Below are 25,941 nucleotides of genomic sequence, written 5' to 3'. Positions count from 1 at the left end.
TGCTGGGAACCGGAGCGTAGCGAGCGGCGCGGCGTGCCCGCCACGCATTAAATATGCGCGGCGCTCAGGCCAGCGTGGTGACCAGCCGCCCCATGCTGCCGTCCGCCAGCGCGATGCGTTCCCACAGCGCGGTGCCGGGGCGGATGGGCAGCTCCGCATTGGTGCCGGTGGCGATGCGCAGCGAGCCCTGGCGGTCCTCGTACCAGCCGCGCGCATCCAGCGTGGCTTCGGCGGCGAGGATTTCCGGCGTGGCATAGACCAGCATGCAGGTGCCGAGCAGCTCGGCGGCCGGCCGGCGCCAGTCGGCGAAGCGCGCGGGCGACACCGCCAGCAGGCGGTGCGTGCGGTCGCAGACCAGATGGACCTTCTGCGCCGAGTGCTCCACCAGCCGTTTCAGCGCGGCGTCCTGCGCGGGGTCGGGCCGCGCTTCCAGCAAACGCTGCACGGCGAGCCGCTGTGCGGCGGACAGGTCGAGGTCGCCGCGCTCCCAGCGCGACACGGTCGATTGGGTGACGCCGAGCAGTTCGGCGAGGTGGCTCTGTTTCATGCCGCGCAGCTGGCGCAGGCGCCGCAGCGCGCGTCCGAAGGGTGCCATGGCGGCCTCCGTCATCCGGTCATCCGGTCAGTGGCAGAACGATAGCGCGAGCAGGCGCTCCAGCGTGCCGGGCCGGCGCGCGCGCTCGATCCACCAGCGCAGCGCGGCGCCCTCCTCGCCGGTGCGCCAGGCCAGGTAGAAGGTCTCGGCCGGCTTGGGCTCTTCCACCTGCTTGACCACCAGCTCGCCGGCCTGGATCGCGGGGCGCGCGTAGGGTTCCGGCAGGAAGCCGAAGCCCAGGCCCGCGCGCTGGAAATCCAGCTTGCTGCGGATATCCGGCACGGTCATCGCCTCCTGTCCGAAGGCCAGGCCCACGGTGCGCGAGACCAGCTTGCGCGCGCTGTCGGCCACGGCGATGGCGCGGTACTGCTGCAGGTCCAGCCGGCCCAGCGGGCGGTCGAGCGCGGCCAGCGGGTGATCCGGCGCCACCGCGAACACGAACGGCAGCGAGCCCATCGGCTCGGCCACGTAGCCGCCGCCGGAGGGGCCTTCGCCGGCGGCGCCGATCAGCAGGTCGGCGCGGCGCTCCAGCAGCGCCTCCCAGGTGCCGGAGAGCGCTTCCTGCCCCACCCGCAGCCGCGTGCGGTCGGCCACGGCGCAGAACGCCTCGATGTCCTCGCGCAGCGCGATGGGGGCGAACATCGAGTCGATCTCGATGGCGAACTCGGTTTCCCAGCCCGAGGCCACCCGGCGCACGCGCGCCTCCAGGTCCTGCGCTGCGCGCAGCAGGTGGCGGCCCTCCTTCAGCAGCACGCTGCCGGCCTGGGTCAGGTCGGCGCGCGGGCCGGCGCGCTCGAACAGCTGCACGCCCAGTTCCTCCTCCAGCTTGGCCACCGTGTAGGAGATGGTGGAGGGCACCTTGTGCAGCTCCTTGCCGGCCGCGGCGAAGGAGCCGCGGCGGTCGATGGCGTCCAGGATCTGCAGGGCGTCGAGGCTCAGGCGCAGCATTCGAAATTCTCGATGATAGGCCGGCAATCCACTCGCTTTTCCCCGCCGGCGAGGGCGCCCATACTCTCTCCATCAGGACGCGATGGCAAGCAAAACAAGGCTTCTTTGGGCTGGGTGGCCCGGGCCGGCAAGCCATCGAATCCATCGCACATCACTATGGAGGCATCCCATGTTGGAAGTCCGCAAGAGCCAGGAACGCGGCCGCGCCGAGCACGGCTGGCTGTCGTCCCGCCACACCTTTTCCTTCGCCGAGTACTACGACCCGCGCCATATGGGCTTCGGCCCGCTGCGTGTGATCAACGAGGACCGCGTCACCGGCGGCCAGGGCTTCGGCACGCACGGCCACCAGAACATGGAGATCATTTCCTACGTGCTCGGCGGCGCGCTGGAGCACAAGGACAGCCTGGGCACGGGCTCGGTGCTGCGCTACGGCGACGTGCAGCGCATGAGCGCGGGCACCGGCGTGCGCCACAGCGAGTTCAATCATGACGCCAGGGAGCCGGTGCACTTCCTGCAGATCTGGATCATGCCGGAGCGCCAGGGCGTTGAGCCCAGCTACGAGGAAAAGCATTTCGATGAGGCTTCCAAGCGCGGCCAGTTGCGTCTGGTCGTTTCGCCGGATGGCCGCGATGGTTCGCTGCGCATGAATCAGGACGCGTATCTGTACGCCTCGATCCTGGCGGACGGCGACAAGCTTGCCCATGCGCTTGCGCCGGGGCGGCTGGGCTATGTCCATGTGGCGCGCGGCAGCGTTACCGTCAACGGTATTGTGCTGAATGCGGGCGATGCGTTGCAGCTCAGGGACGTTGCGTTGATCGAGCTCGAAGGTAATGGCGATGCTGAGCTGCTGCTGTTTGATCTGCCGGTCTGAGTGCTCTCCTTTTCCCGCGGGGGAGATTGTTGCGTTGCGGTTGGTTGTCTCGCCTTTGGCGAGGGTTTCGCCCCGCTGCCGCGGGGCGAGTTACTTTTTCTCTGCGTGCCCAGAGAAAAAGTAACCAAAAAGAGAGGGCACCCTGCTTGGCGCCCTCAGCAGCAAAGCTGCTGAGGGTCCGTGAGGGCTGGCCGGGCTTTTTGACAGGGCATCCATGCCCTGATCAAAAAGGCGGGGACATCGTGTCCCCGCCCCCCTGCGGGGGCCTTTTCGTCCAGCCCTCACCGCCGGCGCCAAGGGGACCCGGTAGATCAAGAGCAGAAGCGCACCAGCGGAACGCCGCGGCTGCGCCGCGAGCTCTTTGCTCGGTTTTCGCGTTAATCGACATCCCCCTCTCCCCTCCGGGGAGAGGGCCGGGGTGAGGGGGCGGGCGGAGCGTTGATGCAGGAACGGCGATCAAGCCACACGCCAGAAGCCGCACTTCACGCCCTGCGCCCGTGCGCCCCCGCTTCGAACACCACCTGCCCCGGCACATGCAGCACCACGTCCGTCCCGCGAGCCTTGCCGCGCCGGATCGCCAGCGTCGCGCCCAGCCGCCCGGCGCGCTCGCGCATGCCTACCAGGCCCCAGTGGCCCGGCCTGCCGCCGTGCCGGAGGATGTCGAGCGGGATGCCGATGCCGTCGTCGCGCACGCGGATGCGCAAGCCCTGCGGCAGGTACGCCACGCGCACGTCGATGCAGCCGGCATGCGCATGCCGGAAGGCGTTGCGGATCGCCTCGCGGGCGATGTCGATCACTTCGTCGGCGGCCGCGGGGCACAAGGCGCGTTCCGCGCCTTCGGTACTTACCTGGAAGGCGATGCTGCCGCCGTCGCGGTACTCCTCGCCCACCGCGCGCAGCGTGTGCGCCAGCCGCTCGCCTTCCTCGCTTTCCCCGCGCAGCGCGACGATGCGGTCGCGCCCCTCCATCAGCACGTCGCGGGCGCGGCGGATCGCCGCGTCCAGCGCCTCGCGCGTGCGCCCGCCTTCGCTAAGCCCGGCGGCCAGCGCCTGCAGGCGCAGCAGCAAGCCTTGCACGCCCTGCAGCAACGTGTCGTGCAGCTCGCGCGCGATGCGTTCGCGCTCGCGCGTGCGCTCTTCCAGGCGCAGATGGATGCGCTCGGCCATCAGGCGCAGCCGCCACAGGTAAAGGCCGGCGGCCAGCAGCGCGCCGGCGGCCAGGCACAGCGCGCGGAACCAGCCGGTCTGGAAGAACTGCGGTTCGATCGAGAAGGCCAGGCTGGCGCCCTGCTCGTTCCACACGCCGTCCTCGTTGGCGGCGATCACGCGGAAGCGGTAGTGCCCGGGGCCCAGGTTGGCATACGAGGCTTCCCGCCGCGTGCCCGCCTCCTGCCAGTCTTCGTCCACGCCGTCGAGGCGGTAGCGGAAGCGCACGCGATCGGGCATGGCCAGGCTGGTGGCGGTGTACTGCACGCGCACCGCGCTGGTCCGCTGCGGCAGCCGCGGTTCGCCGGCGGCGGCGTAACGCCGGTCGCCGGCGATCAGGGTCTGCACGAAGGTGGCCGGCGCCGCGGGGTTGCGCCGCACCTGCGCCGGGTCGATCCATGCGGCGCCCTGGTTGGTGTTGAACCACACCCGTCCGCGCGCATCGATCGCGGCGGTCGATACCGGCGTGGCCTGCAGGGCGATGCCGGGCAGGCCGTCGTGATAGTCGAACAGCTCGTATGCGGCGGCCTGGCCGCCGAAGCCGCGCGCCAGGTCGCGCGCGCTCACGCGCAGCACGCCGCGGCTGCCGTTGATCCATGCCTCGCCCTGCGCGGTAAGCGCGATGCCGGACACCCCGGCCAGCATCGCCGGGTCCGCCGCGAGCGGCTCGAAACGTCCATCGCGCCAGCGCGCCACGCCGCGGTCGCCGCCGACCAGCAGCTCGTCGCCCCGCCGGGCGAAGGTGGCGATGGCGCCGACGCGGGGCCCCTCGGCGCCGGCATAGGTGCGCTGTTGCTCGCCGTCGACGCACAGCACGCGGCCATCGGGATAGCCGGCCCACAGCCGGCCCGCGGCGTCGGCGAGCAGCGCGGTGGGCGCGGTGCGGCCGCGGCCGATGCTGCCTTCGAGCGCCGTCCAGCGGCCATCGCGCAGATGGAACACGCCATGGTCCATGAAGCTCGCCCACAGGCCGCCGCGGCCGTCGCCGGCCAGCGCTTCCAGGCTCCAGCGCGGCTCGCTTACCGGCACCTCGATGTGCTCCACGCGGCCGTGTTCCAGCCGGCCCAGCCAGGAGCCGCCCATCAGCCACAGCGTGCCGTCCGCGGCCAGCATCGCGTTGATGTCCGGCAGGCCGTCGGCGACCACCTGCGCGCCGTCCGCGTCGAGCCGCTGCAGCACTCCGCCGTTGGCCAGCCAGAGCGTGCCCTGCGCGTCGGCGGCGAGCGCGGTGTTGATGCCGGGGCCGACCTTGCTGCCCGGCGGCACGCGCACATTGTTGGCGTGGTAGCTGGCCAGGCCCAGGTTGGTGCCCACCCACACGGTGCCTTCGCGGTCTTCCAGCAGCGGCACCGCGACATTCGACGGCAGGCCGCCGCCGCGGTCGTGCAAGGCGTCGAACGCCGATGCGCGCAAGGCGCGGCCATCGGCCAGGCGCGCCGGCGCATCGATGCGGTAGACGCCGCCGCGCATCGCCTCGGTGCCCCACAGGTAGCCGCGGCGGTCGAACAGCAGCCGTTTGGAATGCACCAGCGCCGGGTCCTCGCGCAAGCCTTCCGATGGCTGCGCGGCCGGCGCCGCGGGCAGGGCGCTGGTGCCGCGCGGTCCGCTGGAAAGCCAGATCCGTCCGTCCGGCGCCTGGCTCAGCGTGGTATCGCGCGCCACGCGGATGCCGGTCGCTTCGAAGCGATGCCCGCCACGGCGCAGCGACAGCAGCTCATCGCCGGTGGTGACCCACAAGGTGCCGTCGCGATCGGTCATCACCCATTCGGCACGGGCGGCCGGATAGTTCCAGTCCGCGCCGGCGATCTCCCAGCGCGTGCCGTCGAAGCGCGCCAGCCCGCCGCGGCTGGCCGCCCACAGCGCGCCGTCGGCGGTGCGCGCGAAGGAGGTCACCATGCTGGTGGGAAAGCCGTCGCGTGCCGAATAGCTGGTCAGGCGGCCGTCGCGCAGGGCGCTGGCCCCGCCGTGGAACAGGCCGATCCACAGCGTGCCGTCGGCTTGCATCGACAGCGCGGTGATGTCGTTGGTGCGCAGGTTCTCGCCCTGGCGCGGCTCGAAGCGCTCGAAGGCGACGCCGTCGAAGCGGTACAGGCCCGAGCCGGTGCCGAGCCAGAGGAAGCCGTCGCGATCCTGCGCGAGCGCCCAGATATCCGCCGGTGCGCCGTGTTCCACGCTCCATACCGTCTGGCGGAACTGCTCCCCGTTCCAGTGGCCGGCATCCTGTCCGCGCAGGGCCGGGCACAGCAGCGCGGCGCACCAGAGCAGCAGCCAGGGCGCGCGGCGCCCGCGTCGTTTCATGCCTGTCGTTCCCCCGGCGGACGCATGCCGCCCTGTACGCCGGCACCATCCGGGGCGCCAGCGAGGTCTGCATGCATGAGTGGGCGGCAGTCTAGCGAGCGCGGCCGTGGCCTGCCTTTCGACCTTGGCCTCATTCACCCGATCGGGCATTGCCAGGGCCATGGCGCGCGCCGATAGTGCGCAGCGGCCACGCCGCGATGATGCGCAGGACGGGCTCGGAGGCCGGGCAGCGTGAACAGCCACAACAGGACGCTCAGGATCTTGATCGCCGACGACCATCCGGTCATGCGCGACGGCCTGCGTGCCGCGATCGAAAGCGCGCCGGACATGCAGGTCGCCGGCGAGGCCGGCGATGGCGTGGAAAGCATCGAGTGTTTCCGCGCGCAGCGGCCGGACGTCGCCGTGCTCGATCTGCAGATGCCGCGCATGGACGGACTGCAGGCGATCGCCGCGATCCGCGGCGAGTTTCCCGATGCGCGCATCGTCATCCTCACCACCTATCCGGGCGATGCGCGCGTGAAGCAGGCGCTGATGCTGGGCGCGATGGCCTATCTGCTGAAATCCTCCACCCGCGACGACATCCTGCAGGCGATCCGCGGCGCCGCGCTCGGCCGGCGCGTGGTGGTGGGCGAGATCGCCCGCGAAGTGGCCTCGCACGTCGACGCCGACATGCTCACCGCCAAGGAGCTGGCCGTGCTGCGCCTGGTTGCCACCGGCCACGGCAACCGGCGGATCGCCGAACTGCTGTGCGTCTCCGAGGACACGGTGAAGGCACGGCTGAAGAACATCACCGCCAAGCTCGGCGCCGCCGATCGCACGCATGCGGTGACGATCGCCCTGCGGCGCGGTTTTCTCGATTCCTGATCGCACGCGTTTCCCAGGCAAAAAACCGCGCATTTTCGCCGTTGTCCCCTCTTTGCGCCATGCCCGATCGGGTAGCCGCGGCATGCCCAAACCGGGCTGTGCCGCGGCGCGGCGGCGCGCGACATTGCGCAGCCGGCGCGGCGGCATCCATGCCGCGCGCCCGGCCCTCCGTCACGCCCAAGGAAACCTCGACATGTCTCAGCCAAAGACCGACATCAGCCATGGCCGCCGCGCCTTGCTCGGCCACGCCGCCCTCGCCTCCACCGCCGTAATGGCCATGCCCGCGCTTGCCGCGGCCGCGGAAGCCTCCAAGGGCGCTGCCGCCACCCGCGCCGGCAAGACGCCGGGCTCGCGCTTCGTCACCAGCGACGGCACCGAGATCTTCTACAAGGACTGGGGCAACGGGCAGCCGGTGCTGTTCTCGCACGGCTGGCCGCTCAGCGCCGATGCCTGGGACGGGCAGATGCTGTTCCTGGGCCAGCACGGCTACCGCGTGATCGCGCACGACCGCCGCAGCCATGGCCGCTCGGCGCAGACCTGGGACGGCAACCACATGGACCGCTACGCCGACGACCTGGCGGAGCTGATCGAGAAGCTCGATCTGCACGACGTCGTGCTGGTCGGCCACTCCACCGGCGGCGGCGAAATCGCCCACTACGTCGGCCGCCACGGCACCAGGCGGATCGCCAGGATGGTGCTGATCGGCGCGGTGCCGCCGATCATGCTCAAGACCGCCAGCCATCCCAATGGCCTGCCGCTGGAAGTGTTCGACGGCATCCGCAAGGGCGTGTTCGACGACCGCTCGCAGTTCTACAAGGACCTGACCCTGCCGTTCTTCGGCTACAACCGCGCCGGCGCGAAGGTCTCCGAGGGTGCGCGCGAAGCGTTCTGGCTGCAGGGCATGATGGGCGGCATCAAGGGCCAGTACGACTGCATCAAGGAGTTCTCGGAAGTCGACTACACCGAGGACCTGAAGAAGATCGACGTGCCTACCCTGGTCATCCACGGCGACGACGACCAGATCGTGCCCATCGACGGCTCCGCGCGGCTCACCGCCAAGCTGGTGAAGCACGCCACGCTCAAGGTCTACCCGGGTGCGCCGCACGGCCTGGCCGTCACGCACCAGGACCAGCTCAACAGCGACCTGCTGGCCTTTATCAAGAGCTGATGCCGCGTGGCCGGCGGACGGCTTGCCGCGCGGCATTCGAATTTATCGATGCTAGGGCGGCAAGCTTTCCGCTTTTTGCGCCGAAAGAGAGCGCAGATACTGTTGATGCACGGAATAAACCGCTGATCGCCGATCATCGATTTATTCGCATCTGAAACGACATTTTTTCATTTCGCCGCAAGGAATCCTTCGATGTCCATCACCGCCACGCCCACCCCCGGCAAGCTGCTGCTGACGCCCGCGGATCACACCTTGATCATGATCGACTTCCAGTCGCAGATGTCCTTCGCCACCCATTCCATCGATGCGGTGAATCTGCGCAACAACGCCGGCCTGGTGGCCAAGGCGGCGGCCAGCTTCAAGGTGCCGGCCATCCTCACCACGGTGGCGGAGAAGAGCTTTTCCGGCCCGATGTTCAGCGAAGTCACCGAACCCTTCCCGGGACAGGCCCTGCTCGACCGCACCTCGATGAACACCTGGGAAGACGCCGCGGTGATCGCCCGGGTCAACGAGATCGGCAAGGGCCGCATCGTGCTGGCCGGGCTGTGGACGTCCGTGTGCATCGTCGGCCCCGCGCTGTCCGCGCTCGACCAGGGCTTCGAGGTGTACGTGATCGCCGATGCCTGCGGCGACGTGTCGGCCGAAGCGCATGACCGCGCGATGGACCGCATGGTGCAGGCCGGCGCCCGCCCGATGACTTCGCTGCAATACCTGCTGGAGCTGCAGCGCGACTGGGCGCGCGGCGAGACCTACGAAAGCACCACCGGCATCGCCAGGAGCAACGGCGGCGCGTATGGCCTGGGCGTGACTTACGCCAAGACCATGTTCGGCGCGCACGAGGGCTGAGCCTCCTCGGTCATCAAGTTGGAACCCTTCCCCCTCCGGGGGCACGCGGGGAGCGCACATGGATGTGCGCGGCTCTGAGGAGCGAGGAAGGTGGCGGCAGCCGGATGAGGGTACGGGCGGAGCGGTGCACATCACTCTCGCGCTCCGCCCGCACCCTCACCCCAACCCCTCTCCCGGAGGGAGAGGGGCAATAAACCCTCACACCGAGGAAGCACCGATGAAGCCCTACATCCTTTCCCTCGCCGCCGGCCTGCTGGTGGGCGTCGTCTACGCCCTGCTCAAGGTGCGCTCGCCGGCGCCGCCGGTGATCGCCCTGGTCGGCCTGCTCGGCATCCTGGTGGGCGAGCAGATTCCGCCCCTGGTCAAGCAGCTCCTGCATCGCGACAGCGCGCAGACCACCTGGCTGCGCGGCCAGGTGAGTCCGCACGTGTTCGGCCAGCTGCCGCAGGGCCCGCATACCAGGCGCGATACCACCGCCGCGGAGCGCAAAGCATGAACGCGCCGGCCAGCCCTCCCGACCTGATCCTGCACCACGGCCTGATCACCACGCTGGACCGCGCGCGCGCCACCGCCAGCGCGGTGGCGATCGCCGACGGCCGCTTCGTCGCGGTCGGCGGCGACGCCGAGGTGATGGCGCTGGCCGGCCCCGCCACCCGCGTGATCGACCTGCATGGCCGCCGCGTGCTGCCCGGGCTGATCGACAACCATCTGCACATCATCCGCGGCGGCCTGAACTACAACCTGGAACTGCGCTGGGACGGCGTGCGTTCGCTGGCCGATGCGATGGCGATGCTGAAAGCGCAAGTCGCCATCACGCCGCCGCCGCAGTGGGTGCGTGTGGTCGGCGGCTTCACCGAACACCAGTTCGCCGAGAAGCGCCTGCCCACCATCGACGAACTCAACGCGGTGGCGCCCGACACACCTGTGTTCCTGCTGCATCTGTACGACCGTGCCCTGCTCAACGCCGCCGCGCTGCGCGCCGTGGGCTACACCCGCGACACGCCGGAGCCGCCGGGCGGCCAGATCGTGCGCGACCGCGACGGCAACCCCACCGGCCTGCTGCTGGCCAAGCCCAATGCCGCGATTCTCTATGCCACGCTCGGCAAGGGTCCCAGGCTGCCGTTCGACTACCAGCTCAATTCCACCCGCCATTTCATGCGCGAGCTGAACCGCCTGGGCGTCACCGGCGCCATCGATGCCGGCGGCGGTGCGCAGAACTATCCCGACGACTACGCGGTGATCCAGCAGCTGGCGGACGACGGCCAGCTCACCATCCGCCTGGCCTACAACCTGTTCACGCAGAAGCCCAAGGCGGAGAAAGAAGACTTCCTGAACTGGACGAAGACCTCCAAGTACAAGCAGGGCGACGATTACTTCCGCCACAACGGCGCCGGCGAAATGCTGGTGTTCTCCGCCGCGGATTTCGAGGACTTCCGCCAGCCGCGCCCGGACCTGCCGCCGGAAATGGAAGGCGACCTGGAAGGGGTGGTGCGCATCCTGGCCGAGAACCGCTGGCCATGGCGCATGCACGCCACCTACGACGAGACCATCAGCCGCGCGCTGGACGTGTTCGAGCGGGTGAACCAGGACATTCCGCTGCAAGGCCTGAACTGGTTCTTCGATCACGCCGAAACCATTTCCGACCAGTCGATCGACCGCATCGCGGCGCTGGGCGGCGGTATCGCCGTGCAGCACCGCATGGCGTACCAGGGCGAATACTTCGTCGAGCGCTACGGCCCCGGCGCGGCCGAGGCCACGCCACCGGTGGCGCGCATGCTGGAGAAAGGCGCGCGGGTTTCCGCCGGCACCGATGCCACCCGCGTGGCGTCGTACAACCCGTGGGTGTCGCTGGCCTGGCTGATCACCGGCCGCACCGTCGGCGGCCTGCGCCTGTATCCGCAGCGCAACTGCCTGGACCGCGAGACGGCGCTGCGCATGTGGACCGAATACGTCACCTGGTTCTCCAACGAGGAAGGCAAGAAGGGGCATATCGCCGCCGGGCAGCTGGCCGACCTGATCGTGCCGGACCGCGATTTCTTCGCCTGCGCGGAAAGCGAGATCGCCGACATCGTCTCGGAACTGACCATGGTGGGCGGCAAGATCGTGTACGGCGCGGGCCGCTTCGCCGATCTGGACGAAGCGCCGATTCCGGCGGCGATGCCGGATTGGTCGCCGGTGAATCGCTACGGTGGCTACGGTGCATGGGCGGCAAAGCAGCCGGCGCGCGCAGCGGCGCCCGTGGCCTGCGCTTGCTCGCATGCCTGCGGCATCCACGGCCACGACCACGCCACCGCCTGGTCCAGCCGCCTGCCGATCGCCGACCTGAAATCCTTCTGGGGCGCGCTGGGTTGCGCGTGCTGGGCGCTATGAACGCGGCGCCCTCGACCGCCTGGAAAGCGGCGCACTGGATCGCGCTGTTGCTGCTGTGCGCCGCCTATCTGCAAGGCGGCATCGACAAGGCGCTGGATTTCCCCGGCGCCATCGCCGAGATGGCGCACTTCGGCCTGGCGCCGCCGGCCGTATTCGCGGTGCTGGTGATCGCACTGGAACTGGGCGCCTCGCTGGCCATCCTCAGCGGGGTGCTGCGCTGGGCCGGTGCACTGGCGCTGGCGGTGTTCACCCTGGGCGCCACTTTTCTCGCCGTACGTTTCTGGGAACTGCCGCTCGCGCAGCGCCTGCCGGCGGCCAATACGTTCTTCGAACACTTAGGTCTCGCCGGCGGCTTCCTGCTGGTGGCCTGGCACGACTGGCGCGGACGCCGCGCCGCACGTTGATCGCATCATCAAGACCCGTCGCATCATCAAGATCCAAGGAGTTCTCCCATGCGCAAGGCTTCTGTCCTATCAATCTTCGCCCTGTCACTGAGCCTTCTGGCCGCGTCGGCGGGTGCGCGCGAATCAGCGTTGCCGCACGTGGCGGTGGCCCCGCAGTACGACACCACTCATGTCTATGTCGATCCGGCCGACGTCGACCGCTTCGTGCAGAGCTTCACCGCCACCTTCGGCGGGCAGAGCACCAAACAGGTAGTGGTGCAGGTGACGCCCACGCCCAGCCAGACCAGCTCGCAGCTGCTGCAGACGCCGGCCGGCACGGTGTCGCTGTTCGGCTTCCGCACGCCGATCCCGTATCCGTTCGGCGCCGAGCGCACGGGTTATCTGGTGAAGGACATGGACGTGGCGATCCGCGCCGCGCGCGCCGCCGGCGCCGACGTGCTGGTGGCGCCGTTTCCCGATCCGATCGGCCGCGACGCCGTGATCCAGTGGCCCGGCGGCGTGAACATGCAGCTGTACTGGCACACCACCGCGCCGAACTACAAAGCGTTCGGCACCGTGCCGGAGAATCGCGTGTACGTGTCGCCGGATCGCGCTGATGCTTTCGTCCACGCCTTCCTGGCGTTCTCGCACGGCAAGGTGGTGTCCGACGACAAGCAGGCGCCGGGCGTGGAGATCGGCCGCGCCAGCGATCGTTTCCGCCGCATCCGCATCGAATCGGACTTCGGCAAGATGTCCGTGCAGGTCACCGATGGTCTGCTGCCCTGGCCTTACGGCCGCGAGATGAGCGGCTACGAAGTGGCCGATCTTGCCGCGACGCTGGCCAAGGCCACGGCGAGCGGCGCCAAGGTGCTGGTCGAGCCGTACGAAGCCGATGGGCGCCGCATCGCGATGGTGTCGTTCCCCGGCGGCTATATCGCCGAGATCCACGCTGCGGCCAAGGGCGGTTGAGCATGCCGCGGCGGCTGCTGGCGATTGCGCTGCTCGCAGGCGCCGGCGCGGCCGCCGCGCAGGAGGCCGCGCGGCCGGCCTTCGCCTCCAACCGCTGGCAGGAAGACTGGTCGCCGCTGGCCGATCCGGCGCTGCGTACCGAGCCGGGCGATGCGCTGAAGTACATCGCGCTGGATGGCGGCGACCCGGCCAGCTATCTCTCGCTGGGCGCCAACCTGCGCGAGCGTTTCGAGCGCAATGACGCGGCCGGTTTCGGTGCCGGCGGTGCGCGGGCCGACGGCTATGTGATCCAGCGTGCGCAGGTCCATGCCGACCTGCGCCTCGGCAGCCACTGGCAGGCCTTCGTGCAACTGGAAGACGCGCGCGCCTACGGCAAGCGCAACCCCACGCCCACCGACCGCAACCCGCTCGATCTGCGCCTGGCCTTTATCGCCTACGTGCATGCCTTAAGCACGGGCACGTTCAAGGCGCGCGCCGGCCGGCAGGAGTTCGCCTTCGACCTGCAGCGCTTCGTCTCGCTGCGCGACGGACCGAACGTGCGGCAGGCCTTCGATGCGGTGTGGGCGGATTGGGAAACGGGGCGCTGGCGCTTGATCGGCCTGCTCAGCCAGCCGGTGCAGTACAAGGACGACCGCCATTTCGACGATACGTCCAACCGGCACGTGCGCTTTCACCTGCTGCGCGTGGAGCGGCTGATCGACGGCAAGCACGAGCTGTCCGCCTATGCGGCGCTGTACCGGCGCGACAACGCGCGCTTTATCGATGCGGCCGGGCGCGAATCGCGCCAGGTGTTCGACACGCGCTACGCCGGCAACGCCAACGGCCTGGACTGGGATCTGGAAGCGATGGCGCAGCGCGGTTCGGTGGGCGGCAAAGATATCCGCGCCTGGGCCGTCGGCACGCGCGGCGGCTATACCTTCGCCGCGCTGCCGTGGATGCCGCGCTTCGGCCTGCAGCTGGATGCCGCCTCCGGCGACCGGCATCGCGGCGACGGTACGCTGGGCACCTTCAATCCGCTGTTTCCCAATGGCTATTACGTCACCTTGGCCGGGTATACCGGCTATGCCAACTTCATCCACCTGAAACCGTCGCTCACCGTAAAGCCCATGACCGGCCTGGCGCTCACCGCCGCTATCGGCCTGCAATGGCGCCAGACCACCGGCGATGCGGTGTACACGCAGCCGAACGTGGCGGTGCCTAATACCGCCGGCCGTGGCGGCCGGCGCACGGGCACTTACGGCCAGCTGCGCGCCGATTACGCCGTCAACCGGCACGTGGCGACGGCGCTGGAGCTGGTGCGCTTCGAGGTCAGCGATGCGCTTCGCCGCGCGGGCGGCCGGGACAGCGATTATCTTGGCGCCGAGCTCAAGTTCACCTGGTAGGCCAATATCCGGGAATCCCATGAAACTTACCGTCCCCACCTTGCTGAGCTTCGCCGCCGGCTATACCGACACCGCCGGCTTCCTGGCCATGCATGGCCTGTTCACCGCGCACGTCACCGGCAACTTCGTCACCATCGGTGCGGCGCTGGTGATGGGCGCGACGGGCATCGTCACCAAGCTGCTGGCGCTGCCGACATTCTGCGTGGCGGTGATTCTCGCGCGGCTGCTGCGCTATCGGCTGGTGGCTGCGGGCCGGCCGGTGTTCCGCACTTTGCTGGCGATCCAGTTGGTGCTGCTGGTGCTGGGCGGCGGCGTGGCGATCTGGCACGGCCGTTTCGAGCAGGGCGATGCGCCGGCGGCGATGTTCGCCGGCCTGGTGCTGGTGGCCGGCATGGCGGTGCAGAACGCGGTGCAGCGCGTGCACCTGGGCAAGGCGCCGCCCACCACCATGATGACCGGCACCACCACGCAGCTGATGCTGGACGTGGCCGACCTGCTGCACGGCGTGCCGCAGGAGCAGCGCGCCGCGGCGCGCACGCGCATGGCGAGCATGGGCGGTGCGGTGCTTACCTTTGCGGCCGGCTGCGCGGCGGCGGCGCTGCTGTATCGCTATGCCGGCATGTGGTGTTTCGCGCTGCCGCCGGTGCTGGTGCTGGCGGCGCTGTGCCATGGCGATACGGCCGGCGACGCCTAGGCCTTATTCCTCGATCGGCACCAGCACGCCGCGCTTGAGCGTGCCCAGCGCCACGCGCGTCTGGAAGCGCCGCACGTTGGCGTTATCCGCCACCAGCTTCTGCATCAGCGCGTCGTAGTCCTCCACGTCGCGCGCGCTGACCACCAGCACGTAGTCGCCTTCGCCGGTGACGTACCAGGCTTCCTGCACCGCCGGTTCGGCCGCGATCCATTGCTTCAGGCTGGCCAGCAGTTCGGGGCGCTCGCGCTCCACTTCCACGTCCACGATCAGGGTGAGCGGACGCCCCGCGCGTTTCGGATCGACGATGGCCACCTCGGCCAGGATCACGCCTTCCTCGCGCAGCCGCGCGATGCGCCGCTGCACGGCGGAGGCGGACAGGCCGATCTCCGCGCCGATCAGTTCGGCGGAGCGCCGCGCATCGAGCTGCAGGATGGACAGGATGCGGCGGTCGAATTTATCCAGGGCGGTGGGCATGGCCGCGTGGTCTCTCGGAAGATCGGGGAGAAAACCCGCCGGTTCTGGGGCGGACGCGGCCCCGCCGCGCGGCGCCACCCTAGCATGGTCGGCCTTCGCCACCGTAGCGAGCGCACCGCATGAACACCCCGCTGGATCTGGACGGCATCGTCGCCGCCCCGTCATCGATCGATCCCGTATTCCTGCGCACGCCAGTACGCCGCAGCTCCGCACTCGACGCCGCGCTGGGCTGCCGCCTGATCGCCAAGGACGAAACCGGCAATCCGATCGGCTCGTTCAAGGGGCGCGGCACCGAATGGTTCGCCGCTACCGCCCTGCATCCCGGCGAAGCCATCGTGTCCGCCTCGGCCGGCAACTTCGGGCAAGGGCTGGCGCGCGCGGCGACGCGGCGAGGCCACGCCTGCACGGTGTTCGCCGCGGCAACCGCCAACCCCGCGAAGCTCGATGCGATGCGTGCACTGGGTGCGGATGTGCGACTAGCCGGTGCGGACTTCGATGCCGCGAAAGCAGCGGCGCGCCACTACGCGCAAGAGCAAGGCTTGCGCTTTGTCGAAGACGGCGCGGAACCGGCGATCGCACAGGGCGCCGGCACCATCGCCACGGAGTTGCTCGCCGACGCCGCACCGGAGGTGGTGCTGGTGCCGCTGGGCAATGGCGCGCTGCTCGAAGGCATCGGCTCGGTGCTGCGCGCACGCTTGCCGTCCGCCGAGATCGTGGCGGTGGTCGCCGCCGGTGCGCCATCGATGAAACTGTCGCTGGAAGCGGAGCGCGCCATCGAAACCGCGCGCGCCCACACCATCGCCGACGGCATCGCGGTACGCGTGCCGATCGCCTCGCGCCTGCCGCAGCTGCGGCGCTGCTGCGACCGCATCGTGGCCGTGGACGAAGCGCAGCTGATGAGTGCGATGCGCCTGCTCCATCGCCACCTGCATCTGGTCGTCGAACCGGCCGGCGCCGCCGGCGTGGCGGCCATCCTCGCCGAACCGGCGCGCTACGCCGGCCGCCTTGCCGCCACCGTGCTGTGCGGCAGGAACATCCATCCCTCGCTGCGCGAAAAGCTGCTCGCGGACTGACCCATGAAACTCCTCTATCAGACTCACTCGCCTTATGCCCGCAAGGTGCTCGTCGCCGCGCACGAAACCGGGTTGGCAGGCCAGCTCGACGTGATCCATCACGAAACCAGCCCCACGCGGCGCAACGAAGCGGTGTATGCGGTCAATCCGCTGGGCAAGGTGCCCGTGCTGCTGCTTGACGATGGTGAGGTTCTGCTCGACTCCGGCGTGATCTGCGAATACCTCGATGGTCTGCACGGTGGGCCGAAGCTGATTCCCATGCACATTGCCGGGCGCTATGGCGTGCTGCGCATGCAGGCTCTGGCGCAAGGTATCGCCGATGCGGGTATTGCGGCACGCTGGGATATCGAGCGCAGGCCGGAGGCGCTGCGCTGGCCGGTGCTGGTCGATGCGTATCGCGGGAAGATCGCGGCGACTTGCGATTACCTGGAACGTGAGATCGATGAGGGCGCCGTCGACCTCGGCACGATCGCGCTCGCCACCGCGCTGAGCTGGATCGAATTCCGCGAGGTCTACGATTTCCGCGCCGGCCGCCCGCGCCTCGCCGCGTGGTACGAGCGGTTCTCGTCGCGCCCTTCCATGCAAGCCACCGCCTTGAGCGGTGCGACACACGACTGAGCGGAGACTTCCATGGACCCGGCATCATCCAAGCCTTCGCTATGGACCGCGCTGCTGTTCCTGCATGGCTACGTCGCCGATCCGCAACTGGCGCAGCGCCTGGTAACGGAGGAGGCCGCCGAACATCCGGACGCCGCACCCGCAGGCAGCGGCGAGGCCATGCGCCGCCTGCTCGATCGCGGTCGCAAGCTTTCGCTGCGCCTGTGCCAGGGCATCGGCAGCGGGCTCGTGCACATGCAGTAACGGCGCTGCCGACACGCGATTCGCCGCCGCTTCTGTGCGACACTCGGCGCCCATTCCATCGGCGGCGTAAGGGGGCGGCGCGATGCAATTCTTTGCTCTGGAACATTTCGCGGGACATGTGGGCGAGACCTTCACGGTCGCCCTGGATCACGACGGCAACGCACCGTTTGCCTTGGTGGAGGCCAGGCCGCTGCCGGTGCAGCAGTACCAGGGCATGGTGCGCTCGCCGTTCTCGCTGCTGTTCCGCCACGAGGCGGCGATCGTGTTCCCGCAGAAGATCTACCAGATGAAGCACGCCAGCATCGGCGAGTTCGGCATCTTCCTGGTGCCGGTCGCGCGCGACCAGACCGGTTTCATCTACCAGGCGCTGTTCAACTGAGCGCCACCGCGGCGGCCATCCAGCGCATGCGCAGGTGGCTGCCGATGTCTTCCTCCACGGCGAAACCCATGCGTTCGTAGAGCCGGCGCGCGCCGGTATTGCGGTGTTCGACGTGCAGCATCACGCTGGCCAGGCCGTCGCGATGCGCGGTCTGCTGCACTAGCTTCAGCAATGACGAACCGAAGCCGCGGCCACGCGTGGCCGAGAGCAGGGCGATGTCGATGACATTGGCCTCCCGCCCGTCGTGGTGCAGGTACAGGCGGCCAATCGGCGTGCCGGTGTCTTCGATCACCAGGTAATCCGACGGCTGGTAGTGCGCGGTGTAGTGCTGGTGCTGCAGGGTGAACTGGCTGTCGAGAAAGGCCTGGCGCACCGCGTCGGGCCAGGGGGTGAGCGCGAGTTCGTCGGCGCGCACGTCGGCGTAGAGCTTGCGGAAGAAGGGCAGGTCCGTGTTTTGCGCTTCGCGCCAGCTAAGGCCGGGCGGGAGGTCTTTCCCCGTTGCGGGCAGCCAGGCTGCCCGCAACGGGGGAAAGGTCAGTGCATGGGCCGTGCTCACGGACGCTGCGGGAAGACACCCGACAGGCAGATGCAGAAATTCAGCGTGAGGTAGGGCTGCTGGTTTTCGTGTGCCGTGCTGCCGCCCGCGACACCGATTGTCGCTGGCGGGAAGGTGGTGTTGAAAGATGGGTCTGCGGTGAATGTCTTCATGCCCGGCTTCTGCAGCGGGATGATGGCCGCGCCGGTTACGGGTGTACCGGTGCGCTTGGTGGCGTCGGTCTGGTTATAGATGCGAGCGTTGTGGTTGTGCGCCGGCATCTCATTGGTCAGCAGCGTGACGCTATCCGAGCCGAACGTTTCGCCCATGACGCGCGGCGTCAGTCCGGGACCGGCACCCTGGCCGCACGCGGCGTTGCCAACGTAGTTCGGCAATTGGTAGTTGGAGGTGCCATTGCCGCCGAATGTAACGCCCAGCAGCGAGAACAATGCCGTGTTCTGCTGGATCGGCATCAATTGCCCTTGGCACATGGCCCAGTTGTAGGGGGCGAAATTGAACGCGTAGATCTGGATCTCGCCAATGAAGGGATCGCTCATGATGTTGGTCCTTGTAATCTATCGATGAGCATCAACCCTGGGAGGGGAAGACGCCGGCCCAGGCGATGCAGAAGCGCGCGACCAGCGACGGCATGGTGTTCTCGTGCGGCTGGCTGTTGCCCATGGAGCCGACGGCGGAAGTTGCCATGGGAACACTGGGGATGCTTGCGGTGCTGGTCGTATAAAGCACATCACCGCTGACCGCGCCAAGCTGCAACGTAGCGGCTGGCGCGGCGGCACCGCCGGCCGAACTCACGGCATAGTAAGCATGGGTATGTGCCGGCATCTGGTTGGGCAGCAGCGTGACCGACTCGGTACCGGCCAGCTGGCCCAGCACGTACGTACCCATGCCAAGTCCGGTGCCTTGATGAATCGGCACGCGCCCGCAGAGGTTGGGCAGGCCGAACGTGGTCACGCCGTCACCGCCATAAGTGGTGCCGAGCAAGGTGTACAGCACTTCGTACTCAGAGATGGGAAGCAGGCTGCCATCGCAATCGAACCAGCCGTTCGGCGCGAAGTTGTAGGGAAACAGGCGGACTTCGCCAACATATGGTTGAGACATGGCGGGGCTCCGGTCAGCTGCGCGAGGGATAGATGCCATTGAGCGCGATGCAGAAATTCAGCACCAGGTATGGCTGCAGATTGGAGTGCGGGAGCGTCTGGCCCGCGTTGTCGAGCACATTGAGCGCGATCTGCGTACCGGTGTTGGCGCCGTAAATCTGCTCGGAACCGGTATTGCCAAAGAGCCCCTTGCTGGGATCGACTGCGGTGGCGGCAGCCGTATTGGCATTGAAGCCATGGTTATGCGACGGCAGATTGGCGGTCAGCAGCGTGACGTTCTCGACGCCGCCGATCTGGCCGATGTCCGCACCACTGTTGGAGCCTACCGGCGTGCGGCTGCGCAGATCGGGCAGCTGGAAATTCGTGGTGCCGTTGCCGCCGTAATACGTACCTAGCAGCGAGAACAATGCCTGGTTCTGCGCGATCGGCAGCAGCTGTCCATTGCAGAAAGCGAATCCCTTGGGCGCGAAATTGAACGCCACGGGCATGACCTGCCCGAGAAAGGGTTGTGACATGAGTTTTCCCCCTTGGTTGTGCCGGCGAAAAGAGCCCCTGGCCGGATCGCTTAACTTTCGCGCGCGGCCGGCATCTTGACAAGCACTTCGTGCGCAAGGTCACAATATTGCGTTGCTTGCCCAAGGAGGGTAGGCACTTAGGGGAAGGTGCAGGACCGCCAGGCAAGGCTGACAGCTGTCCGGCGGAGGGGGTCCGGTACCGCGGCTGCTCGTTCACGAGCCACGGCAGCTTTCACATTGGCGCCGCCAGGTGCCCGCCCGTTGGGAAGACGGGCAAGCAGGGGACAAGTCATGTGGCATACGGAGTCGAAGCATCGCGATGCGATGCGCCATGGGCTCGGCCGTCATTTATTCGGCCGCTGGACTGCATTTTTATTGCTGTGCGTCATGCTGGCCTTGCCCGGCATGTCCTACGCAAGCTGCCCGGACTTCACGCCGCCCAATGCGAGCGTCGGGTCACCGGTGCCCTCAGGCGGCACCATCGTCATCGACGTGCCCGTAAGCTGCAGCGGCTCTTCCTTCAATGTGATCGGTGATGTCACGGTTCCGGCCAGTCACGGTACAGCGCAGACCACTGACTACAGCAATCGCAAGATCACCTATACCAACAACGCTGACGGTGCTACGACCGACTCCTTTAAGTTCGATGACGGCCTTGGCACGAACCCAGCCATCACCGTCACCTTGAATATCGCGCCGCACACGTCGCCGATCAGCATTACGCCGACCAGCCTGCCCGGTGGCACCGTGGCTGTCGCCTATACCACGACGACGTTGGTTGCTTCCGGCGGCACCGGGTCCTACACCTACGCGGTCACTAGCGGCGCCCTGCCCCCTGGCTTGAACCTGAGCTCCGCCGGCGTGATTTCCGGTACGCCGACGACGGACAACACCTATTCGTTCACCGTCACCGCGACGGACAGCGCCAGCGTGACCGGCATTCAAAGTTATACGGTCACGATCGCGGCGCCGAACGTGCACATCACGAATACGCCAAGCAATCCGATCATCAACACACCCTACAGCTTCACGCTTACGGCGACCGGTGGCACGGCGCCTTACACTTACACGCTCGACGGCTCCACTACGCTGCCGACCGGCCTGGTGCTTGCGAGCAACGGAACAATCAGCGGTACGCCTACGACGGCGGGTGCGAAGAGCTTTACCGTAAGAGTGACCGACACGGGCGGATTCTTCTCCGCCACTATTTTTAATGTCACTGTCCAGACCCTGCCGCCCCCCGTCGCCAACCCGGTCAGCGCCACCGTCGCCTACAACAGCACCAACAACCCGATCACTCTCAATATCACCGGCGGCGCGCCGGCTTCCGTTGCCGTCGGCACGCAAGCCGCACACGGCACGGCCACCGCGAGCGGTACGTCGATCACGTATACGCCGACGCCCGGCTACGCCGGTCCCGACAGCTTCACGTACACGGCAACTAACGCGAGCGGCACCTCCGCACCCGCCACCGCGACGATCACCGTCTCGCCCCCCACCATCACCTACACGCCGTCCAGCCCCGCGGCCGGCACCGTCGGCACCGCGTACAGCCAGTCGCTCGCCGGCGCCAGCGGCGGCGCCACGCCGTACAGCTACACCATTGCTTCCGGCGCGTTGCCGGCCGGCATCACGCTGGCCAGCAACGGCACGCTGTCCGGCACGCCCACCGCGAACGGCACGTTCAACTTCACGGTGAAGGCCACCGACAGCAGCACCGGCACCGGCCCGTTCAGCGCCACCAGCGGCACGCTGACGCTGACCATCGCCGCGCCCACCATCAGCTACGCGCCGACCAATCCGCTGCCGGCCACGGTGGGTACCGCCTACAGCCGCTCGCTGGCGGGCGCCACCGGCGGCACCGCGCCGTACAGCTATACGATCGCTTCCGGCAGCTTGCCGGCGGGCATCACGCTGGCCAGCAACGGCACACTGTCGGGTACGCCGACCGCGGGCGGTACGTTCAACTTCACCGTGACCGCCACCGACAGCAGCACCGGCACCGGTCCGTTCAGCGCCACCAGCGGTGCGCTGACGCTTACCGTGAACGCGCCGAGCATCACCCTTGCGCCGGCTTCGCTGCCCAACGCGACGGTGGCGGGCTCGTACTCGCAGAACGTCACGGCCTCCGGCGGCACCAGCGCGTACACCTACGCGGTGAGCGCGGGTTCGCTGCCGCCGGGCCTGAGCCTGAGCAGCAGCGGTGCGATCACCGGCACGCCTACCGGTGCCGGCGCCTACAACCTGACCATCACGGCGACCGACAGCAGCACCGGCACCGGTCCGTACACCGGCAGCAGCGCCTACACCCTGACGGTGAACGCGCCGACGCTGACGCTGACGCCCAGCACCGGCACCACCATCAACGGCACGGCCGGCGTGGCGGTGAGCGGCAGCTTCACCGCCGCCAACGGCACCTCGCCCTACACCTATGCAATCACTTCGGGCGCACTGCCGCCGGGCGTGACGCTGTCGTCCACCGGCACGCTGTCCGGCACGCCGACCGCGGCCGGCAACTTCAACTTCACGGTGCAGGCGACCGACAGCTCCACCGGCACCAGCGCACCGTTCCACGTGTCGGGCAGCTACACGCTGGCCATCGTCGCGCCGACCATCACGCTGTCGCCGGGCAGCCTGCCGGCACCGTCGGTGGGCGTGGCCTACAGCCAGGCGATCACCGCCTCCGAAGGCCATCCGGCCACGTTCACCTACAGCGTGAGCTCCGGCGTGCTGCCGGCAGGCCTCAGCCTGGACGGCAGCTCGGGCGTGCTCAGCGGCACGGTGACCGCGGCGGGCGCCTACAGCTTCACCATCACCGCCACCGACAGCGGCGGCTTCACCGGCAGCCAGGCCTATAGCGGCACGGTGGGCGCGGGCACGGTGGTGTTCACCTCCGCCGCGCCGGCCAGCGGCACGGCGGAAGTGGCCTACAGCCACACCTTCACCGCCAGCGGCGGCACGCCCACGTACACCTACGCGCTCAGCGTGGGCACCTTGCCGGCGGGCCTGTCGCTCTCGTCGAGCGGCGTGCTGTCCGGCACGCCGACGGTCGCCGGCACCTTCAACTTCACCGTGCGGGCGACCGACAGCAGCACCGGCACCGGCGCGCCGTTCACGGCGACCCAGCCGGTGGCGCTGGTGCTGGCCGCGCCGACGGTCGTCCTGGCGCCGTCCACGCTGCCGGCGGGCACCGGCGGTGTCGCCTACAACCAGACGATCACCGCGAGCGGCGGCAACGGCACCTATACCTACAGCCTCTCGGCCGGCGCGCTGCCGCCGGGTATCGGCCTGACCAGCGGCGGCGTGCTGTCCGGCACGCCGACCACGGCCGGCACCTACAACTTCACCGTCACCGCCACCGATGGCCACGGCTTCACCGGCAGCCAGGCCTACACCTTCACGGTGAACGCGCCGGCCATCACGCTCACCCCGGCCACGCTGCCGGCGGGTTCGGGCGGCGTCGCCTACAGCCAGACGATCACGGCCAGCGGCGGCAACGGCGGCTACACCTTCAGCCTCACGGCGGGTGCGCTGCCGGCCGGCATTGCGCTGAGCAGCGCCGGCATCGTGTCGGGTACGCCGACCACGCCGGGCTCCTACAACTTCACCGTCAAGGCCACCGACGGCTTCGGCTTCAGCGGCAGCCAGGCCTATACCGTCACGGTGAATGCGCCGACGATCGCCATCACGCCGACCACGCTGGCGGCGTTCACCGGCAGCGTCGCGTACAACCAGCCGCTGACCGCGAGCGGCGGCAACGGCGGCTACACCTTCAGCCTGCTCTCCGGCGCGCTGCCGCCAGGCATCGCGCTGAGCAGCGCCGGCGTCATCAGCGGCACGCCGACCACCGCCGGCCCCTACAGCTTCACCGTCAAGGCGACCGACGGCTTCGGCTTCAGCGGCAGCCAGGCCTACACGGTGACGGTGAACGCGCCGGCCATCACCTTCACCCGCACCACCTTGCCGGGCGGCCAGGTGGGCGTGGCCTACAGCCAGACGGTGAGCGCCAGCGGCGGCAGCGGCAGCTTCACCTACAGCCTCACGGCCGGTGCGCTGCCGCCCGGCATCGCGCTGAGCAGCGCGGGCGCGATCAGCGGCACGCCGACCGCAGCGGGCAACTACAGCTTCACCGTGACGGCCACCGACACCAACGGCTTCACCGGCAGCCAGGCCTATACGGTGGGCATCAACCAGCCCGTGCCGGTGGCGGTGAACGACACCGCCAGCACGCCGGCGAACGCGCCCGTCACCATCAACGTCACCGCCAACGACACCGGCCCGATCACCAGCATCGCGGTGGCGCAGGCTCCGGCGCACGGCGCGGCGACGGTGAGCGGCCTCAATGCGGTGTACACGCCAGCGGCCAACTTCTTCGGCACCGACACCTTCACCTACACGGCCAGCGGCCCCGGCGGCACCTCGGCGCCCGCCACGGTGACCGTCACCGTGACGCCGCTGGCCGTGCCGGTTGCGGCGGCGCAGAGCGGCACCGTGCTGGCCGGCCAGTCGGTCACCATCCATGCCACCGCCGGCGCCACCGGCTCGCCGTTCACCGGCGTGGCCATCACCACGCCGCCTGCCAAGGGCACGGCGGCGGTGAGCGGCACCGACATCGTGTACACGGCGCCGCAGGACGCCTCGGGCGCGGTGGGCATGGACTACACGCTGTCCAACCCGTTCGGCACCTCCACGCCGGCGCACATCACCGTCACCGTGAATCCGATCCCGCTGCCGGCGGCGCTGACCGCCAACGTGGTGGCCGGCCGCACGGTGCAGGTGGACCTGACCACGGCGGCGCACGGCGGTCCGTTCACCGGCGCCACGCTGATCTCGGTGTCGCCGGCCGCGGCGGGCAACGCGCACATCCACAACAGCGGCACCTCGGGCTATACGCTGGAATTCACCGCGGCCAACAGCTACAGCGGCCAGGCGCAGGTCAGCTACACGCTGAGCAATGCCTACGCCACTTCCGCCACGGCGACGGTGAACATCACCGTGACCGGCCGCAGCGATCCGTCGAAGGACGCCGAAGTGCTGGGCATCCTGCAGGCGCAGGCCGATTCCGCACGCCGCCTGGCGGTGGGCCAGATCGACAACTTCCAGCGCCGCCTGGAAACCCTGCACACCGGCGCCGGTGGCGGCGGCTTCAGCAACGGCATCAGCTTCAGCTCGGCCAGCGCACGGCAGAACCGCGACCCGATGGCGGGCCTGCACGGCCGCGACGACGACTGGGGTCGTGAAGATTGGGGCCGCCGCTTCCTGGTGCAGCCGGACGAGCCGACGCCGGGCCAGGGCCAGCGCTCCGGCGCGGCGGGCCAGCCGGGTACGTGGTCGGTGTGGACCGGCGGTGCGGTGAACTTCGGCAAGACCTTGCCGGGCAGCAGCAGCGACGGCATCGACTTCACCACCTCGGGCGTGAGCCTGGGTGCGGACCGCGCCTTCGGCGACAACTTCGCGGCGGGCGTGGGCGTCGGCTACGGCCACGACTCCTCCGACGTGGGCAAGCACGACAGCCGCAGCACGGTCGACGCCTACAGCGCGGCGGTGTACGGCAGCTACCGCCCGGTGCCGCTGGTGTATGTCGACGCGCTGATCGGCTACCAGAAGATGTCGTTCGACTCGCGCCGCTACGTCACCGACAACGGCAACACGGTGACCGGCAGCCGCGACGGCAAGCAGTACTTCGCCTCGCTGTCGGTGGGCTACGAGCACCGCACCGAGGACGGCATGCTGATCTCGCCGTACGGCCGCTTCGACTTCGCCCGCGCCACGCTCGACAGCTACACCGAGCACGGCGACAGCGTCTACGCGCTGCAGTACGAGCGCCAGACGGTGAAGACCAGCACCGGCGTGCTGGGCCTGCGCGCGCAGTGGGTGGTCAAGCGCGACTACGGCGTGTGGATGCCGCAGCTGCGGGCGGAATTCCGCCACGACTTCCAGGGCGCGAGCATCGCGGCGATGCGCTACGCGGATCTGCTGGGCGGCCCGCTGTACCAGGCGGCGCTGGGCAACACCAACCGCAACCACACCCTGGTGGGCGCGGGCGTGATGCTGCAGACGCTGAAGGGCTGGTCGATGCGGCTGGAGTACCAGAACCTGCTGGACAACAGCACGCGGGACAACCAGTCGATCCAGCTGGGGGTCGAGAAGAAGTTCGATCCGTAATGTGGAAGGCCGCGGGTGCGGTGCGCCCGCGGCCATGCTCGTCATTCCGGCGCAGGCCGGAATCCAGTAGCGATATCGCCCGATTTTCGCTAAGAGCCCGACTGGCGCTTTTTGCGACAATCCCACGTTGTCGTCACTGGATTCCGGCCTGCGCCGGAATGACGGCGCTTTGGGGGCGAATGCGAGTCCAGCCTCCTCATGCCGCACCGCGGCGAATCGATAGCATCC

The 25,941-nt window shown here is 68.9% G+C and carries 23 protein-coding genes; 15 read left to right on the top strand and 8 right to left on the bottom strand.

Features of this window, described 5'->3' with window-relative positions; translation table 11 throughout:
* Positions 1-64: 64 nt before the first annotated feature.
* Positions 65-595, bottom strand: coding sequence for a helix-turn-helix transcriptional regulator (locus tag ISN75_RS21755; protein ID WP_167252975.1), 531 nt, complete (start codon positions 593-595; stop codon positions 65-67).
* A gap of 27 nt (positions 596-622) precedes the next feature.
* A complete protein-coding gene (locus ISN75_RS21750; protein ID WP_210427871.1) occupies positions 623-1,540 on the bottom strand; it encodes a LysR substrate-binding domain-containing protein in 918 nt (305 codons plus the stop codon).
* Between the two features lie 172 nt (positions 1,541-1,712).
* Here ISN75_RS21750 and ISN75_RS21745 point away from each other — a divergent pair, with 172 nt between their 5' ends.
* Positions 1,713-2,414 (top strand): pirin family protein, encoded by a 702-nt coding sequence (locus tag ISN75_RS21745; protein ID WP_168649378.1) that lies wholly within the window; start codon positions 1,713-1,715, stop codon positions 2,412-2,414.
* A gap of 482 nt (positions 2,415-2,896) precedes the next feature.
* Here the strand turns inward: ISN75_RS21745 and ISN75_RS21740 are convergent, their stop codons facing one another.
* Entirely contained in the window at positions 2,897-5,917 is a 3,021-nt protein-coding gene (locus tag ISN75_RS21740; RefSeq protein ID WP_343818246.1) for a sensor histidine kinase, read from the bottom strand.
* Between the two features lie 258 nt (positions 5,918-6,175).
* Here ISN75_RS21740 and ISN75_RS21735 point away from each other — a divergent pair, with 258 nt between their 5' ends.
* The 9 genes from ISN75_RS21735 to ISN75_RS21695 all read left to right on the top strand — a co-directional run bounded on the left by ISN75_RS21735 (position 6,176) and on the right by ISN75_RS21695 (position 14,593).
* Positions 6,176-6,781, top strand: a complete 606-nt coding sequence (locus ISN75_RS21735; protein WP_343203570.1) for a response regulator transcription factor — start codon at positions 6,176-6,178, stop codon at positions 6,779-6,781.
* Between the two features lie 193 nt (positions 6,782-6,974).
* Complete coding sequence (locus ISN75_RS21730; RefSeq protein ID WP_167252980.1) at positions 6,975-7,949, top strand: alpha/beta fold hydrolase; 975 nt, start codon at positions 6,975-6,977, stop codon at positions 7,947-7,949.
* Positions 7,950-8,141: 192 nt separating this feature from the next.
* Positions 8,142-8,795, top strand: coding sequence for a hydrolase (locus ISN75_RS21725; RefSeq protein WP_343818244.1), 654 nt, complete (start codon positions 8,142-8,144; stop codon positions 8,793-8,795).
* Between the two features lie 217 nt (positions 8,796-9,012).
* The gene (locus tag ISN75_RS21720) at positions 9,013-9,291 is read left to right on the top strand and encodes a XapX domain-containing protein (RefSeq protein ID WP_167252982.1); all 279 of its coding nucleotides are present in this window, start codon (positions 9,013-9,015) and stop codon (positions 9,289-9,291) included.
* Positions 9,288-11,165: an amidohydrolase gene (locus ISN75_RS21715; RefSeq protein WP_343818242.1), complete on the top strand. Its 1,878-nt coding sequence runs from the start codon at positions 9,288-9,290 to the stop codon at positions 11,163-11,165. Before ISN75_RS21720 ends, ISN75_RS21715 begins: the two co-directional genes overlap by 4 nt.
* Positions 11,162-11,569, top strand: coding sequence for a DoxX family protein (locus ISN75_RS21710; protein WP_168649373.1), 408 nt, complete (start codon positions 11,162-11,164; stop codon positions 11,567-11,569). Before ISN75_RS21715 ends, ISN75_RS21710 begins: the two co-directional genes overlap by 4 nt.
* Positions 11,570-11,617: 48 nt before the next feature.
* Positions 11,618-12,517, top strand: coding sequence for a glyoxalase (locus tag ISN75_RS21705; protein WP_343818240.1), 900 nt, complete (start codon positions 11,618-11,620; stop codon positions 12,515-12,517).
* Positions 12,518-12,519: 2 nt separating this feature from the next.
* Positions 12,520-13,899 carry an alginate export family protein gene (locus ISN75_RS21700; protein ID WP_343818238.1) on the top strand — a complete coding sequence of 460 codons (1,380 nt, stop codon included), beginning with the start codon at positions 12,520-12,522 and terminating at the stop codon, positions 13,897-13,899.
* 19 nt (positions 13,900-13,918) lie between these two features.
* A complete protein-coding gene (locus ISN75_RS21695; RefSeq protein WP_343818236.1) occupies positions 13,919-14,593 on the top strand; it encodes a DUF1275 family protein in 675 nt (224 codons plus the stop codon).
* A gap of 3 nt (positions 14,594-14,596) precedes the next feature.
* Here ISN75_RS21695 and ISN75_RS21690 read toward each other — a convergent pair whose 3' ends face one another.
* On the bottom strand, positions 14,597-15,067 hold the full coding sequence (locus ISN75_RS21690) for an Lrp/AsnC family transcriptional regulator (RefSeq protein ID WP_168649370.1): 471 nt from the start codon (positions 15,065-15,067) through the stop codon (positions 14,597-14,599).
* A 119-nt stretch (positions 15,068-15,186) separates the two neighbouring features.
* Here ISN75_RS21690 and ISN75_RS21685 point away from each other — a divergent pair, with 119 nt between their 5' ends.
* The 4 genes from ISN75_RS21685 to ISN75_RS21670 all read left to right on the top strand — a co-directional run bounded on the left by ISN75_RS21685 (position 15,187) and on the right by ISN75_RS21670 (position 17,380).
* Positions 15,187-16,140 (top strand): threonine ammonia-lyase, encoded by a 954-nt coding sequence (locus tag ISN75_RS21685; RefSeq protein ID WP_343818233.1) that lies wholly within the window; start codon positions 15,187-15,189, stop codon positions 16,138-16,140.
* A gap of 3 nt (positions 16,141-16,143) precedes the next feature.
* Entirely contained in the window at positions 16,144-16,758 is a 615-nt protein-coding gene (locus ISN75_RS21680; protein ID WP_343818232.1) for a glutathione S-transferase family protein, read from the top strand.
* A gap of 12 nt (positions 16,759-16,770) precedes the next feature.
* Positions 16,771-17,001 (top strand): hypothetical protein, encoded by a 231-nt coding sequence (locus ISN75_RS21675; RefSeq protein WP_167252991.1) that lies wholly within the window; start codon positions 16,771-16,773, stop codon positions 16,999-17,001.
* A gap of 82 nt (positions 17,002-17,083) precedes the next feature.
* A complete protein-coding gene (locus ISN75_RS21670) occupies positions 17,084-17,380 on the top strand; it encodes a DUF6916 family protein (RefSeq protein ID WP_167252992.1) in 297 nt (98 codons plus the stop codon).
* Here the strand turns inward: ISN75_RS21670 and ISN75_RS21665 are convergent.
* The 4 genes from ISN75_RS21665 to ISN75_RS21650 are packed head-to-tail and all read right to left on the bottom strand — an operon-like array spanning position 17,373 to position 19,548.
* Entirely contained in the window at positions 17,373-17,936 is a 564-nt protein-coding gene (locus ISN75_RS21665; RefSeq protein WP_167252993.1) for a GNAT family N-acetyltransferase, read from the bottom strand. The two genes, ISN75_RS21670 and ISN75_RS21665, sit on opposite strands and share 8 nt — an antisense overlap.
* A complete protein-coding gene (locus ISN75_RS21660) occupies positions 17,933-18,472 on the bottom strand; it encodes a phage tail protein (protein WP_167252994.1) in 540 nt (179 codons plus the stop codon). Before ISN75_RS21660 ends, ISN75_RS21665 begins: the two co-directional genes overlap by 4 nt.
* A 31-nt stretch (positions 18,473-18,503) precedes the next feature.
* On the bottom strand, positions 18,504-19,034 hold the full coding sequence (locus ISN75_RS21655) for a phage tail protein (RefSeq protein WP_167252995.1): 531 nt from the start codon (positions 19,032-19,034) through the stop codon (positions 18,504-18,506).
* 13 nt (positions 19,035-19,047) lie between these two features.
* Positions 19,048-19,548, bottom strand: coding sequence for a phage tail protein (locus ISN75_RS21650; protein WP_167252996.1), 501 nt, complete (start codon positions 19,546-19,548; stop codon positions 19,048-19,050).
* Between the two features lie 405 nt (positions 19,549-19,953).
* Here ISN75_RS21650 and ISN75_RS21645 point away from each other — a divergent pair, with 405 nt between their 5' ends.
* Positions 19,954-25,713 carry a putative Ig domain-containing protein gene (locus ISN75_RS21645; RefSeq protein WP_343818229.1) on the top strand — a complete coding sequence of 1,920 codons (5,760 nt, stop codon included), beginning with the start codon at positions 19,954-19,956 and terminating at the stop codon, positions 25,711-25,713.
* The last annotated feature ends 228 nt before the right edge of the window (positions 25,714-25,941 follow it).

Origin of the sequence: Dyella marensis (genome assembly GCF_049532885.1) — a bacterium.
Classification (GTDB): domain Bacteria; phylum Pseudomonadota; class Gammaproteobacteria; order Xanthomonadales; family Rhodanobacteraceae; genus Dyella_D; species Dyella_D marensis.
This window is presented reverse-complemented; position numbering and strand designations above follow the sequence as displayed.

Coding starts and splice junctions, on each gene's coding strand:
- ISN75_RS21660 (WP_167252994.1), bottom strand. CDS start 18,472: ATGAGCGATCCCTTCATTGGCGAGATCCAGATCTACGCGTTCAATTTC.
- ISN75_RS21745 (WP_168649378.1), top strand. CDS start 1,713: ATGTTGGAAGTCCGCAAGAGCCAGGAACGCGGCCGCGCCGAGCACGGC.
- ISN75_RS21740 (WP_343818246.1), bottom strand. CDS start 5,917: ATGAAACGACGCGGGCGCCGCGCGCCCTGGCTGCTGCTCTGGTGCGCC.
- ISN75_RS21695 (WP_343818236.1), top strand. CDS start 13,919: ATGAAACTTACCGTCCCCACCTTGCTGAGCTTCGCCGCCGGCTATACC.
- ISN75_RS21715 (WP_343818242.1), top strand. CDS start 9,288: ATGAACGCGCCGGCCAGCCCTCCCGACCTGATCCTGCACCACGGCCTG.
- ISN75_RS21710 (WP_168649373.1), top strand. CDS start 11,162: ATGAACGCGGCGCCCTCGACCGCCTGGAAAGCGGCGCACTGGATCGCG.
- ISN75_RS21650 (WP_167252996.1), bottom strand. CDS start 19,548: ATGTCACAACCCTTTCTCGGGCAGGTCATGCCCGTGGCGTTCAATTTC.
- ISN75_RS21700 (WP_343818238.1), top strand. CDS start 12,520: ATGCCGCGGCGGCTGCTGGCGATTGCGCTGCTCGCAGGCGCCGGCGCG.
- ISN75_RS21680 (WP_343818232.1), top strand. CDS start 16,144: ATGAAACTCCTCTATCAGACTCACTCGCCTTATGCCCGCAAGGTGCTC.
- ISN75_RS21675 (WP_167252991.1), top strand. CDS start 16,771: ATGGACCCGGCATCATCCAAGCCTTCGCTATGGACCGCGCTGCTGTTC.
- ISN75_RS21730 (WP_167252980.1), top strand. CDS start 6,975: ATGTCTCAGCCAAAGACCGACATCAGCCATGGCCGCCGCGCCTTGCTC.
- ISN75_RS21645 (WP_343818229.1), top strand. CDS start 19,954: ATGTCCTACGCAAGCTGCCCGGACTTCACGCCGCCCAATGCGAGCGTC.
- ISN75_RS21670 (WP_167252992.1), top strand. CDS start 17,084: ATGCAATTCTTTGCTCTGGAACATTTCGCGGGACATGTGGGCGAGACC.
- ISN75_RS21690 (WP_168649370.1), bottom strand. CDS start 15,067: ATGCCCACCGCCCTGGATAAATTCGACCGCCGCATCCTGTCCATCCTG.
- ISN75_RS21685 (WP_343818233.1), top strand. CDS start 15,187: ATGAACACCCCGCTGGATCTGGACGGCATCGTCGCCGCCCCGTCATCG.
- ISN75_RS21720 (WP_167252982.1), top strand. CDS start 9,013: ATGAAGCCCTACATCCTTTCCCTCGCCGCCGGCCTGCTGGTGGGCGTC.
- ISN75_RS21655 (WP_167252995.1), bottom strand. CDS start 19,034: ATGTCTCAACCATATGTTGGCGAAGTCCGCCTGTTTCCCTACAACTTC.
- ISN75_RS21755 (WP_167252975.1), bottom strand. CDS start 595: ATGGCACCCTTCGGACGCGCGCTGCGGCGCCTGCGCCAGCTGCGCGGC.
- ISN75_RS21705 (WP_343818240.1), top strand. CDS start 11,618: ATGCGCAAGGCTTCTGTCCTATCAATCTTCGCCCTGTCACTGAGCCTT.
- ISN75_RS21725 (WP_343818244.1), top strand. CDS start 8,142: ATGTCCATCACCGCCACGCCCACCCCCGGCAAGCTGCTGCTGACGCCC.